The organism is Flavobacterium sp. CFS9, assembly GCF_041154745.1.
In the GTDB taxonomy this organism is placed as follows: domain Bacteria; phylum Bacteroidota; class Bacteroidia; order Flavobacteriales; family Flavobacteriaceae; genus Flavobacterium.
The window spans coordinates 35,089-49,680 of the sequence record NZ_AP031573.1; the positions used below are offsets into that span (position 1 = coordinate 35,089).

Sequence of the window (14,592 nt, forward strand, 5' to 3'; positions counted from 1 at the left end):
TATTTTTTTAAACACATAGAAACATAGATTTTCTGGTCTAAATAAGGCGTTTCACTTCTAATAAAACGTATAGCCTATGTGAAGGAAATATATTTCTTCTAGACATTCTTTTCTGCACATAATAACCTATGTATCTATGTGTTAAAACAATTTCACCCAACGGACTAATTTATGATTCTGTTTTTATCGAATAGCTCCCTGATGCCGTTCATTATAGTGATCTGATGGTTGGTCATAGCATCTTCTAAATAGGGAAGATTAATTTTACCGACTCCGTGTTCTCCTGAAATGGTTCCTCCCAGTTCTAATGCTTTCAGGAAAATGGCTTTCACCCAAATTGCCAGATGGTCTTCCCACTGCTTTTTACTGCTTTGTTTGTCCTGAAAAATATTGACATGAAAATTTCCATTCCCAACATGTCCAAAAACCGTGTATTCAAAATCATATTTTTGGGCTATCCCAGCAATTGATTGGTACATTTCATCAATTTTAGAACGGGGTACTACAATGTCGATGTCTCTAAAAAATACATGATGAATCACCGCTTCTCCAATTTTAGACCGCATTTCCCACAATACTTTAACTTCATTTTGGGTATCTGCTATGCTAATTTCTTCCGGTGTATAAGCACTGATAAATTCACTGATTTCAATCGCTTGCTGCATTAGTTTTTCTGAATCTGTTCCTTCAAGTTCAATCCATAAAATCCCTTCAATAAATTTAGAATTCCATTGTTTTTTATCCAGAAATTTCGAGGCCAGCTCTACTCCTTTCTGATCAATAAATTCAATACTTGAAGCGTCATATCCTTTTACAAAAAATTGCTGTACGCCTTCAAACAGCTTCTCTATTTTAGTAAAGGGAATCATGAGAAGCAGTTCTTTTACGGGAGGAACTAGTTTTAATACTACTTTAGTAATAATGCCCAGTGTTCCTTCGCTTCCGGTAAACAATTGGGTAAGATTATAACCGGTTGCATTTTTAGTTACATTTTTCCCTGTCCATATGATACTTCCATCAGGTAAAACAATTTCTAAATTGATGACATAATCTTTAGTCGTACCATATTTCAATGATTTTGGGCTGCCGCTCGATACTGCTATATTTCCGCCTATAAAGCATGCATTGGCACTGCTGATGTTTTGCGGAAAATTTAAACCTTCTTTTAAAACGGCAGCACGCAAATCCTGAGTGATCACTCCCGACTCTGCTGTAACAATTCTGTCGATTTTATTAATCTCGATGATTTTATTCAACCGTTCCAGTGAAAGTATCAGACCGTTTGTATGAGATAATGCTCCTCTGCTGACTCCGGTACCACCGCCTCTCACGGTGATACTAGTCTTGGTTTCATTACAGATTTTAAGAATTTTCGAAATCTCTTTTTCATCTTTAGGTAAGATTACCGCCGAGGGTATAATCTCTTCATCAGAGGTACAGTCTCTGGAATAATTGTACAATAACTCTGCATTCGTTACTACATAGTCATGCCCCACTATTTCAATTATAGCATTTATAATATCGGTCTTGCAGCCTGTCATTCTCGTTAAATTTTATTGGAAAGTGTTAGTTCTTCTTCCATTGCTTCAAACAGAGCGTAGATATTATCCAGACCAAAGCCCTGATAATCATTTACTCTTTGTACAATTTCATAGAAAAATGTAGCTCTGTCTCCTATAGGTGTGGTAAAAATTTGAAAGAGTAAGGCTCCCTCTAAAACATCACACAATATCCCGTGCTTTTTTAAAGGTTCTACATCCAATTCTGGATATTTCGAAGCTAATTTTTCATAATAAGAATCCGGATATCTGGTAAATTTCACCCCGGACTCTCTCAATGCTTTTACTGATTTAATAATGTTGTTTGATTCAAAAGCGATATGCTGTATTCCGGTTCCGTAGTTTTGATCGATAAACAATTGTACCTGATTTTTTACCCCGTGTTCCGGTTCAACCAAAACGTTATTAATGCTTTTATTACCGGATTGAAGTACTTTCAATAACATCCCGATTTTCTTTTCGCCTTTTACTTTTCTCTCGTCAAATTCAACCACGGTTTTAGAAAGGAAGATGTTGTTAAAATACTTCTCCCATAAATTGATTTCGTTAAGTCTTAAAGCACAGGCTACGTGGTCAATTTTTTGTAAACCTGTATCTTCTCCTTCAAAGTTCCATTCACTCTGTACATTTTTATATCCCGGAAGAAAATCTCCATTGTAATTATCGTAGTTGATGAGTACAATTTCATTATCGTCAAACATTTTTAAAGATGCCTGTTCTACAAATCCATTTTCATCTGAGGTTAGATGCGGATGTTCAACCGGTATTGCCCCGTTTTTCATGGCTCTTTCAAAGAAGTCCTTAACATTATCAACGTTTATGGCCAGTCTCTTGATACCATTCCCGTGAAGATCTACAAAAGAAACAATCTTATACGAACTAGGCTGTGATGCTGAGGTGATCACCAGTTTTATATCATTTTTTACGATGTAATATGAGCATCTGTCTAAAACACCTGTTTCCGGTCCGGCGTAAGCTATCACTTCAAAACCTAATGCTTTAACATGCCAGAATACTACCATTTTGGCCATACCCACATAATACTCGACAAAATCGTACTCCATATTAAAAAAATCGGATACGATTATTTCATTGTTGTTTTCCATTTTTATAGTTTTTATTGGTTTTTTACTTTTGATTTTATAAACTCGGACAATCTTTCCACTCCGTTTATAATTTCTTCTTTGGTGACATTACTAAAAGCCAGTCTCAGCTCATTTTCTCCTCCCTCATTCATATAGAAAAAAGACATGGGGGTAAAAATTACTTTATTGACTTCTGCGCATCTTATAACGTCTTCCCTGGTCACTTTAAAAGGCACTTTGAGGATCAGAAAAAAACCTCCTGCAGGTAAATTCCAACTGATATTTTCTGCCCAGGATTGTGTTTCCTTATTAAAGAAATGATTCAGACTTTCTAAAAGCTGATCTCTTTTTTCTTTCATTCCTGCCCTTTTTTCAGCATTTAAAGATTCGAGTGAAAATTTGTTCTTCAGTAATAAACCGCCAAACATGGCCTGCATTATTGATGGGGTGTTTACAGTGACATATCCTTTCGTTTTGGCCATTAAATCGCTCAGTGCGAAAATTTTATCCTGCACTTTTACTTTTTGTGTAACCACCATTAAGCAAAGTCGTAAAGAAGGATATATCGTTTTTGAAAGGGATCGCAAGTAGATTACATTATCATCTTCATCCAATGATTTTAGGGTAGGCATTTTTTCGTTTTCATAATAAAAATCACCATAAGCATTGTCTTCAAATATCACAAAATCATACAAACGTGCTAATGCCAGAAGTTTATGCCGATTGGACAAAGACATGCTGTTTCCGGTTGGATTTTGGAAATCGGGAATTACGTAAACCACTTTTACTTTTTTACCCTTCTCCTGATACTCCAAAATTTTATCTTCAATTGCTTTTATGGAAGATTCATTTGCAATAACCGGAATACTTTCAATTTTGTAATCATTGATTTTTGCAAAATGTGTGATCCCAATATAAGCGGGATCTTCTACCAGAATAACATCATTTTCCCGATCGCAAAGCGTTGTTATTCCAATGGCGATGGCTTCTTGCGCACCTACTGTGATAAGGATATCTTCCGGATTTACTTTTATAAACTCATCAATAAACAGATATTTTGCAACTTCTGTATTTATAATTCCTTTGGTTCGGTTGTACTGCCCCAGATTTTCTAAAACTATATTTTCGTCAATCCCTTTTTCACGAACATTATTCTGTACAAAATAGTCCAAACATTCAGAAAATTGCTCCATATTAAAATATTTAGCGTCTGGTCTGCCAGATGCAAATGAAATTGCCTCAGGATATTGCAACTGAACTTCGTTTAGAAATCCCATTACATCTTCGCCCATAGAAAATAATAATGGGTTTACAACATCAATTGACGGTTGCGAAATTATTTTTTCGATCATTTCTGAATTTTTAAAGGGTTATTTGGTTTTAATTTTAGAAAAGTAAAAGAGTATCTTAAATATTGAATTTCTCGTATTCCACTTCGTCAACTTCCTCCGTCTGTCTGACTAATTTTTCTACCTCAACCGAGAAAGAGGCTATGGTAAGCTGATGCAATAAGGTTAAAGAAACTGGCGGTATACCGAATCGTTTATAGATTTCATTCTTCATTTTTGCAAGTTTCAAACTGCTTCCTCCCAGAAAAAAGAAATTATCGTTTACGCTTATTTCTTCCAATTTTAGTAAGTCTTTCCAAATCTCCGTTAACTGCTTTTCCGTCTCATTTCTTGCTAATACAAAAGTCTTTTGATTGCTTATGTTATAATTGTTTTTAAGAAGGTGTAATTTTTTGAGATCTGCTTTCCCGTTTACGGTTACCGGGATTTCCTTTACAGTCATAAATTTTTCGGGAATCATATAATCCGGTAAATAGCCTTTCAGAAATATTCTTAGTGACACATAATCTATTTTTTCATTGCTGTGCAGATAGGCTGTCAGTTCTTTTTCACCATTTTCAGCTTCATTCAGCGACAGTATTGCTTTTTTTACGGATTGGTATTGTTCCAGGACATTTTCGATTTCTTTTAAATCAATGCGATAGCCTCTGATTTTTATCTGACTATTTTTTCGTCCCATATATTTCAAAGTCCCATCCGGAAGCCATTTGACTAAATCACCTGTTTTGTACAACAAATCACCCATTTCCGGATCAATAGTATTGGCAACAAACGCCTCGTCTGAAAGTGCTTTATCCTTAAAATAACCCAAAGCAAGTCCGCTTCCTGCAATGTGAAGCTCTCCTACAGCGCCCAGTGGCATTAACATTTTTTCTTCAGACAAAACATACAGTCCCGTTTTGTCAATTGGTTTTCCGATGTTTACGATATCGTCTTGTTTCAAAAATTGCAAACTGGAGATGATCGCCGTTTCTGTTGGTCCATAAAGGTTCCAGATACCAGTACCGGTAAGTGCTGCCAAATCATTTTTCAGTTGTTGATCCAGATCTTCTCCGGCAGCCATAACCACCAGATTTTCTGTATTTTTCCAACCGGTATCCAAAAGCATTTTCCATCTTGTTGGCGTTGTAAGCATGTGAGTCACTGTATTCTCTTTTAGAAAATTATTCAGATGATAAATGTCTTTTCCTTCCTTTTCGTTTGTCATTACAACCTGTCCTCCGGTAATTAAGGGAAGGAAAATTTCCAGTAACGAAATATCAAATATCAGAGGAGTTACTGCCACAAATTTTATGGTTTGATCCAATTCTAATTTCTCAGACAATGAAACGATTACATTCTCAAGCGAATGATGACTGATCATTACTCCTTTTGGCTTTCCTGTTGACCCTGAAGTAAAAATGACATAAGCTAAATCAGTAGGATTTATTTCTACAGCTTCGAAAATACCGTCGGTTACATTGGGAACTTCATGGATATCTATTTTTTCTGTTTCGGAAGAAAAAAGACTGCTATTTTCTTTCTGAGTAACCAGTAGTTCTGGATTTACCTCATCTATAATCTGAGTAATTCTTTTGTTAGGAAAACCGGAATCAATTGGTAAAAAAGCGGCTCCGGTTAACAGGATGCCTAAAATCCCCACTAATTGATCAACAGAACGATTGATGCACAACGGGATGATCATTCCTTTTTTAGCTCCTTTGGATTGTAAGTATCGGGCCAGATTCTCTGATTTCCGGTAAAGCGCTTCATAGGTTAGCGAATCAGTACCGTCTGAAACTGCGGTTTTATTTGAATGTAAAAGATATTGTTCTTTAAAAAGTTTTAGTACCGAAGTCTCTATACGCTTACCGCTGTCCTCCTTTTTAGTTGCACCAATCTCTTTTTGTACCGCGTTGAAAGAATCTTTTAATTTTGTGATATAAGGTAACCCTTCCAGCACACTTGTTTTATCAATGCCAAAATCGATTAAACAGGCAATCTCATTTACTCCTGCTTTTACCACTTTATTTAAGATCGGTAAACTGCTTTCTACATTTCCGATAAGGCTGCCTTCTTTAAAATATTTGCTAACCGAAAAATCCAGCATTTCGTCAACTGACTTTTCTGTTATTTTTTGAAGTGAGGGATCATTGCTCTGTTCCAAAGCTTCTTTTCCATTCATTTCAAGAGATTTTAGCAAGTATTTCTTCATGGATGGTCTTGCTTTTTTCTGCGCTTTTTCTACCGTTTCATCCAGATAGGTGTGCAACATGAGTACTACTCTGTCACCGCCTTCTTTATGATTATTTTCTTTGTAGGCCTTTCTGTATACCGCAATTTTTTCTTCCAGTTCATCAAAACTAAGATTTAACAATCCTGTCAAAATTCCTGCTCCTATTTCTCCTGCTCTTTTATAGGTTTCTATATTTCCGGTACAGGCAATCCAAACAGACACTTCTTTCTGAACGGGCTTTGGTAATATTTTAAAAGGTTTCTCTATCGAATCAATTCCTTTAAAATTGACCGAATTTCCGATCCAAAGAGAACGGACATCTTTTATGGTCTGAATTAAAATATCCTTTCTGTCTTTGTAATTTTCAGGATAAAAAACAAAATCATTAGCATTCCATCCCGAAGCAAAACAGATACCTGCTCTTCCTCCTGAAATATTATCAACCACCGACCATTCTTCGGCTATTCTGATGGGATGATGAAGTCCTGCAACAACGCTTCCTGATCTGATGCCTATATTTTTGGTTCTTGCTGCTACCGCTGCTCCTAAGACACTTGGATTTGGAAAAGGCCCGCCAAATTCATTAAAATGTCGTTCAGGTGTCCAGATTGCACTATAGCCATTTAAATCTGCATAGGCCGCTCCAATCATTAGTATTTCATACTGATTTTCTTCTGTTCCGGTATTTCCGAAATAATAAAGACCGAAATCTAACGTTTGAGGACTATCTCCTAGTGATTTATCGGAAAGAATAACATTAGATTGATTTCTGCTCCAGTCTGTAATTCTTTTGCGCTCATTAGAATCGATACTCTCCAGAGTGCTTATAGCAATTCTATCGTTTATGATCGTTTCCGTCATTAAATACTCTAAATGATCGGTCAGACGTTTTATAGTTTCCTCACGATAGATTGCTGAGTTGTATTCGATTTCGTAAAAAAGGCTTCCGTCTTTTGATTCCGCAAAATTAAATGTAAGATCATAAGCTGAATACCCTTCCTTAAGCTCTGCAAATTCAGCCACTTTCAATCCTCCCGGAAGAGAATCGTTTTCTAAAGAATCGGCGTCAAAATTTTGCAATACAACAAATACATCAAATATGGTATTTCTGCCCGGATTTCTTTCTACCTGAAGCTGATTTACGATCTCTTCAAAGGGATACTCTCTGTTTTCATAGGCATTGAAAGCATTGGTGTTTACAATATTAAAAAGTTCTTTAAAGGTATTCTCCGCTTCAAAACGGGTTCGCAAAGCAATTGTATCTGCGTAAAAACCGATCTGATCTTCCAATTCGGAAAAATCTCTCCCATATACAGGAAATCCTAAAATAATATCTTTCTGCTCACTAAACTTATAGAACAATAAATTAAACAAAGTCATCAGTCCTGTAAACAAGGTTCCGCCTTCGTTTCTGCAATACGTCTTAAACTCTTTTACTGACTCGGCTTTAATAGTGCGTCTTAGCATCCCAACTTCAGAATTTCTAATCACCGGTCTGGTATAATCTTCAGGCAATTGCAACAGAGGTAATTCACCTCCCAGCTGATTGATCCAATATTCTTTTTCTTTACTAAAATTTATATCCTCAAAACGTTTGCTTTTCCATACCGCCACATCTTTATACTGTATTCTGAGCTCCGGTAGTGAAGCATCAATTTGCATTACTCCGGCTTTATAGAAAAAGAATAAATCGCGTATCAGAATGTTGAATGATCTGCTGTCGCAAATGATATGATGAATGATGATATAAAACAACCATTTATCTGCCTCTAAACGAATTAAGTAAAATTTCAATAAAGGACCGGTCTGCAGGTCAAAAGGTATTCCTCTTTCCTCTTTAATGAACTTGCTTAATCTTTCTTCAGAGGTATCCTGTCCTCTAAAATCGATGTGACTGATCTTAAAATTTAAGGCTTCCGGGCTTTTGATCCACTGGCATATTTCACCGCTTTCATTTTCGGCAAAAACAGTTCGAAGGCTTTCGTGTCTGGAAATCAATTCCTGACTGGCATTTTCAAGTGCCGCGATGTCTAATTCTCCTTCAAACCGAAAGCTTTTTGACATGTTGTAAGCATAATTATCACCCCAGTTATGACTTACAATCCATGATCTTGTCTGAGAAGGTGTTAGCGGATAGTACGTCAGGTCTGCTGGTGCCAATGGTATGCTTGCTTCAATCCTGGTTTCCTGCTGCTGTTTTAAAAATTCTACGATTTCAGATTTTCGCACTTTTATTTCTTCCATAACGGCCTCTGAAATCTCTTCACTTGTATAAGAAATTTTAAGATTATCTTCAGATAACTGAATAATAATATTTTCTTCCGTTAAATAACTCAAAAACTGTAGTGTATCCATAATCAATTCGATTTAAGTAAGTAGAGTAAATGGTTCTAAGAATATTTTACGATTCTTTGATTCAGAATAATGGGGCTAAATGGTAATTGTTTTTACTTGTTGGTGGGATTTGTTCTTAATTTCCTCAACAGTTTCGATTACTTCTCTTACGGAACTATTCTCCATAAAATCCATCAGAGACAACTCGACCTGCAATTCATTTTTAATTTTGTTGAGGATTAACATTCCTTTCAGAGAATCACAGCCTATTTCGAAAAGGTCTTTATCCAAATCAAATTTTTCCTCTCCAAGAAATTCCACAAACACGGACTGAATAATTTCTGAAGTAGTTTCCTTTTTTTTCTGTGGAATATTCGGTTTCTCTTCAATCTTGATTTTTTCCTCTTTTTTAGTGAAAAATTCAAAATTTCCAGGGGTCAAACTGACCACATGCGGGTATTCGTTTTTATCGAATTCATAAACCGGCAGGGTGGTTTTTGCAGGATGATTGTCCTCATACGTTTCTTCCCAGTTTATATTTTCTCCTGCAAGCCATAATTTTCTTAAAGTATTTTTTAAGATTTCATCCGCATGAATTACTTTCTCCGTTTGTGATAAGGAAATAGAGACATGGCTATTTTCCTCGAAAATTTCAGCCAAAGTGGTACTTAAAAACTGTGTCAGATTTGTGCTGTCACCCATTTCCAAAAGAACCGCTGAATTGTTTTGCACAATATCACTGAAGGATTTCAACGCGTTAATTTCGAGACTTCTGCCATTTACCCAATATTTTTGAGGAGTTAGAATTCCTTCTTTTATAATGATGTCTTTGGCTGCTTGTACAAAAGGAATCTGGGCGGGTTGTATGCTTAGTTCCTTTTCATCATACAGTATCATCCCGATTACTTCTTTCAGCTGCAATATTCCGGAAACACAGGCTGCGGTATATTCTCCTGTTCCAACACCTGAAGTAAAATTGATACGGATTCCATATCCTTTCAGTAAATTGGCCAAAGTATAACCGGATAATACCACAAACACTTTGTCAAGTACTTTATCTGTTGATTTACCGCTAACCGCTGTCTCATTGATCCATTTTTTAAGATCATGACTGCCAAGCTCCAGTGTTGCAATGCTTTGATCTATTTTATTCCTAAAGCCTGCATTTTCTTTATAAAGCTTACTATAGAATTGAATATCAGTATCGTTGGTATGAGGAAAAAATAAGAGTATCGTTTTTTTCTTTTCGTCAACCTTCCCAATATTTTCTTCATTGCTTAAAATATCGGTATACAGTAATAACTCTTCTTTGTTAGTACAGCTTATTGCGGCTCTGTAATCAAAATGTCTTTTTCCGGTCTGCAGCGTGTAAGCAACTTCCTCCAGAGCAATGTCGTTTTCATTTTTTAGAAACTCTTTAAATTTTAAAAGGTAATTTTGAAGTGAACTCTTTGATTTGGCCGAAAAAAGAAAAAGATGGGATGTTTCTTTTGTCTCATTTTTATCTTTTTGCGGAGCTTCTTCTAAAACTAAATGCACGTTTGTTCCTCCTATTCCAAAAGAACTTACCCCGGCTCTAAGAGGCGCATTATTTACCGATTCCCATTTCTGAAGCTCTTTTTGAACATAAAAAGGGCCTTCGTTAAAATTGATTTTCGGGTTTGGATTGCTGTAATTTATGGTTCCCGGTATCTGGCGGTATTTTAAACTAAGAGCTGTTTTTATTAAACCTATAACTCCGGCTGCTGTATCGGTATGCCCAATATTGTTTTTTACCGACCCCAGTAAACAGTTGTGTTCTTTATTATTTTCAAAAGCCATATTAAGTGCTTCTACTTCAATTGGATCACCTAAAGTGGTACCTGTTCCGTGTGCTTCGACATAACTCACGGTATCAGGCGATATTCCGGCCATTTTATGTGCCAATCTTATGCATTCCATTTCGCCTTCAATACTTGGGGCTGTATATCCTACTTTTCTGTTTCCGTCGTTAGTGGCGGCACTTCCTTTAATTACGGCATAAATATGATCTTTATCTTCTATGGCTTCTTCCAGTCGTTTAAGTATCACGATCCCAACGCCTTCACTGCCGATGGTTCCTGTTGCTTCTTTATCAAATGCTCTGCAATGTCCGTCTTTTGAATAAATAGATCCTTCTTTGTATTCGTAACCGGATCTGGGCTCCAGCATTAAAGAAATACCTCCTGCCAAAGCTACTTTTGCTTCTCCGAATAAGAGTCCGCGGCAAGCCAGATGAACGGCTGAAAGTGAAGTCGAACAAGCCGTATTGATTGAAAATGAAGGGCCTGTCAGATTTAATTTATATGATGTTAAAGTAGGCAAATGATCTTTGTTTGTTATAAAATCAAGCGTAAGAGGATCTAATTTACTGCCGTCACTATTTAGAACAACATGTGCTTTCCAGGGCAAATCACCACCACTGCCGGCATAAATACTAATTGCCGATTCTGACAGGCATCCGGCATCTTCCAGAGCTTCCCAGGCTGATTGTAAAAACATGCGATGTACCGGGCTCATTAACGCTGCCTCATAAGGTGTAAATCCGAAAAAAGCGGCATCAAAACTTCCTTTATGCCCTACTTCTGCTATGACCGGAATGTGGCTGTTTTTGCCGGTTTCATTCTTAACAAAGCCTCTTTTAAGAAGTTCTTCTTCTGATAAGGTATAAACAGACTCTTCTCCTTTTGAAATGTTGTTCCAAAACGTTCTCCAGTCATTTGCTCCCGGCACGTGACATGACATTCCTATTATCGCAATTTCTAAACCTGTATTATCGTTTGTTGCCATTTGATTTTACTTTATTGAGATACTTCTTAATTTATTTGCTGCTTCTTTTTTAAAATTGACAGGGTCTGATTGGCGATATCAACAGACTTGGAGTTCTTTTCGTCTACCAGCTCAAGACCTGGCTCTACATCTTGCGTAATATGATGGGTAAGTGCCTCAATATTGCTAAACTTAAATGCATTGAGTACTTTTAAGTTGATATCCAATTCTTTGTTAACGAGCCGTACCATTTTCATGAGGGAAATAGAGTTACCTCCTATTTCAAAAAAGTTATCCTGTATGCCAATATTCTCATTACACAGAATCTCTTTCCAAATGTTTAGTATTTTGGCTTCCAACTCGGTTTTAGGCAACGTATATTGTTCACTTTTGGTCGTTTGTTGTCCTAAAGTCAATAAGGCTTTAACATTTGTTTTTCCGTTGATCAGAATTGGAAAGGCCTCGACCCAAACGATCTTTGAAGGAATCATGTACGACGGCAATTTTTGCTGCAGCTGTTTTTTTAATGACTTTTCGTCCAGTTCTTCAGCTCCGGTGTAAAAAGCAACGATTCTTTTCTGATCAACCTTTTGGTTGTCCACTAAAACGATGGCCTTCTTAATTGTCTCCTCTTCCTGAAGTGCCGTTTCAATTTCACCAAGTTCGATACGATACCCGTTTAATTTAATCTGACTGTCTTTTCGGCCAATGAATTCAATAACTCCATTGAAATGCCAACGGGCTAAATCACCCGTTTTATAGAGTTTCTTTCTGGAGAAAAAATCAGTCATAAAAACTTCTCTTCCAATGCTTTCATCGTTTACATATCCATTTGCAACTTGCTCCCCCGCAATGCAAATTTCTCCCGGAACTCCTATTGGCACCAGATTATTTGCGGTATCCACTAGGTATATTTTTGAACCTCTGTTAGGTGTACCTATCAATTGCGGATTATAACTTTTCTGTTTCTGCACATAAGCTTGTCCCGTTATAAAAATGGTTCCCTCAGTAGGCCCGTACAGTACATGAATAGATGCATTAGGAAATATCTTTGACAAATCTTCCAAAGTTTCGTTTGAAGAAGCTTCTCCTCCCATAAATACTTTTGTGACCTGTGAAAAACGATCTGCAAGGTCAAAATCAATGCTATAATCCAATAACTGTCTCATTAAAACCGGTACGGCATGAAAGCCATTGATTTTTTCAATTTCTTTGCTCAAAAGCGCAAGATCTTGTATGGTCTCAGAACTTAATATTGTTATGGTACCCCCTATCGTTAAAGGATAAAAAACTTCGAAGAAAAAAATATCAAAGGAATTTGAGGCTAAAACCGGAAAATGTGTTTTAACATCTGTTCCGAATTTTTTTCTGCAATTGGCCAAAAGTACACTGAAATTGCGATGTGTCACCATAACTCCCTTGGGCTTTCCTGTAGACCCTGAGGTATAGATCGCATAAGCAATTTGAGAAGCTTCTATTTCTCTGTTGATCGCAGTGTCCTTCTGAGTCGAGTTTTCAAATTCTCTGATCGTATCTTCATTGACTACTACTACACATTGACTGCTTTCTGTGATGACTTTTTTTCTTTCTTCCGGAAAATGAATGTCAATTGGAACATAAACGGCACCCAGTTTAAAAATGGCCAAAATAGTTACGATTAACATTTCTGATCTTTCTAAAGCTACTGCAACAAAATCACTCTCTTGTATATCATAATTTTGAATGAGATAATGCGCCAGTTTATTACTTTTTTCGTCTAATTCCTGATAGCTAAGAGATTCTTCCTTATACTTTACAGCTGTTTTATTTGGATTTTTAAATACTTGTTTAGAAAAATAACCAATGACAGTATGGTTTGCTTTAATATCAAAAGTCTCTCTGTTGAAATCAAAAAATAATCTGTTTCTTTCTTCTCCTGCAACTAAATCAATTTCAGAAAATAAACGGTCCGGGTTTTCAAGTACCTGAATGTAGATGTACTCAAAAGATTTTTTCAGGTTTTCTATAAATTCCGAACTGTATTTTTGAGCATTATAGGTAAACCTCAACACGGTATCAATCCCCGGAACTATGGCCAGTGAAAAATTATAATTTGTTTTTTCAAATGCTTCTGTCGCGACTACTTCTAAAGTGTCCTGAGCCGAATTAATCAACTCATCTTCTGCATATTCCTGTGACGGATAATTTTCATAAACTACCAAAGTGTCAAATAACTGCTGTCCTAAGTTACTCTTTGATTGTATTTCTGCCAGTTGAATATAATGATTTGGAATACTTCTTATGGCTTCTTTTTGGGTATCGATCAGGATATTCTTTATGGTTTCTTCTGAATTAAATTTTATCCTAACGGGAATCGTATTAATAAAAAGTCCCAACATTTCTTCTATTCGATCTACTTCTGAAGGTCTGCCTGACACTACACTCCCAAAAACAATATCATCGGTATCATTGTATTTGGCAAGCAGTATTCCCCAAATGGTCTGAAAAAAGATATTTTCGGTAATTCCCAATTCCCTACAAAGTGCTGTAACAGTCCCTTTATTTTTTCCGGACAGGGTGTGAAATACTTTCGCTTCTGTTTCCTGACGATTTTGATTGTCGGGGTTAAAAAATGGTATGCCGGTATTAGTTTCAAATCCGAAAAGATATTCTTCCCAATAAGCCGCTATACTTTTTTTATCCAATTGTGAAAGCCACTTGCTGTAGGCGGAATAACTTGGCGGTGCAGACAGCTTAATCTCCTGACCTGCCAATAAACATTTGTATACGTAGAAAAAATCTTTTATTAAGAGTTCAATACTCCAGCCATCCAAAATAATATGATGATAACTCCAGATAAACTCAAATACATTTTCCCGAAGCTTGATAACCGTTAATCTTATTTGTGAGCCTTTGTAAAGATTAAATCCTTTATCTCTGTCTGATTTTTTAAAATTCTCCAAAGAAAAATTTTCATTGGCACTCTCATCCCGGTAATAAAAACCGGAAGGAACACTATCCAAAACCACTTGCAGAATATCATTTACGGTAGTGTTGTTAAAACAGGTTCTTAATGTATCGTGTCTTGACACCAAAAAATCAAATGTTTTCTGTAATAACTCCACCTCAACTTTCCCATAAATGTGGTAACAGGATTGTTCAAAATATTCATTTTCTGATATTTGCCAGCGAAAAAAAATTCCTTCCTGTAAAGGATTCAGTGCATATATTTCTTTTATTTTCATAGATTAAATACGGTTCGATTTTAAGGGGGCTTTAGGTTT

At 36.3% G+C, this 14,592-nt stretch carries 6 protein-coding genes; all 6 read right to left on the reverse strand.

Going from position 1 to position 14,592, the window contains the following annotated elements; all coding sequences use genetic code 11:
* Nucleotides 1-164: 164 nt before the first annotated feature.
* Nucleotides 165-1,541 (reverse strand): FAD-binding oxidoreductase, encoded by a 1,377-nt coding sequence (locus ACAM30_RS00100; protein WP_369616658.1) that lies wholly within the window; start codon nucleotides 1,539-1,541, stop codon nucleotides 165-167.
* Between the two features lie 5 nt (nucleotides 1,542-1,546).
* Nucleotides 1,547-2,665 (reverse strand): VOC family protein, encoded by a 1,119-nt coding sequence (locus ACAM30_RS00105; protein WP_017496625.1) that lies wholly within the window; start codon nucleotides 2,663-2,665, stop codon nucleotides 1,547-1,549.
* A gap of 11 nt (nucleotides 2,666-2,676) precedes the next feature.
* The gene (locus ACAM30_RS00110) at nucleotides 2,677-3,996 is read right to left on the reverse strand and encodes a PLP-dependent aminotransferase family protein (protein ID WP_369616659.1); all 1,320 of its coding nucleotides are present in this window, start codon (nucleotides 3,994-3,996) and stop codon (nucleotides 2,677-2,679) included.
* Between the two features lie 55 nt (nucleotides 3,997-4,051).
* A complete protein-coding gene (locus tag ACAM30_RS00115; RefSeq protein WP_369616660.1) occupies nucleotides 4,052-8,563 on the reverse strand; it encodes a MupA/Atu3671 family FMN-dependent luciferase-like monooxygenase in 4,512 nt (1,503 codons plus the stop codon).
* A 75-nt stretch (nucleotides 8,564-8,638) separates the two neighbouring features.
* Complete coding sequence (locus tag ACAM30_RS00120) at nucleotides 8,639-11,350, reverse strand: beta-ketoacyl synthase N-terminal-like domain-containing protein (RefSeq protein WP_369616661.1); 2,712 nt, start codon at nucleotides 11,348-11,350, stop codon at nucleotides 8,639-8,641.
* 26 nt (nucleotides 11,351-11,376) lie between these two features.
* Nucleotides 11,377-14,553 (reverse strand): amino acid adenylation domain-containing protein, encoded by a 3,177-nt coding sequence (locus ACAM30_RS00125; protein ID WP_369616662.1) that lies wholly within the window; start codon nucleotides 14,551-14,553, stop codon nucleotides 11,377-11,379.
* Nucleotides 14,554-14,592 lie beyond the last annotated feature (39 nt).

Coding starts and splice junctions, on each gene's coding strand:
- ACAM30_RS00100 (WP_369616658.1), bottom strand. CDS start 1,541: ATGACAGGCTGCAAGACCGATATTATAAATGCTATAATTGAAATAGTG.
- ACAM30_RS00105 (WP_017496625.1), bottom strand. CDS start 2,665: ATGGAAAACAACAATGAAATAATCGTATCCGATTTTTTTAATATGGAG.
- ACAM30_RS00110 (WP_369616659.1), bottom strand. CDS start 3,996: ATGATCGAAAAAATAATTTCGCAACCGTCAATTGATGTTGTAAACCCA.
- ACAM30_RS00115 (WP_369616660.1), bottom strand. CDS start 8,563: ATGGATACACTACAGTTTTTGAGTTATTTAACGGAAGAAAATATTATT.
- ACAM30_RS00120 (WP_369616661.1), bottom strand. CDS start 11,350: ATGGCAACAAACGATAATACAGGTTTAGAAATTGCGATAATAGGAATG.
- ACAM30_RS00125 (WP_369616662.1), bottom strand. CDS start 14,553: ATGAAAATAAAAGAAATATATGCACTGAATCCTTTACAGGAAGGAATT.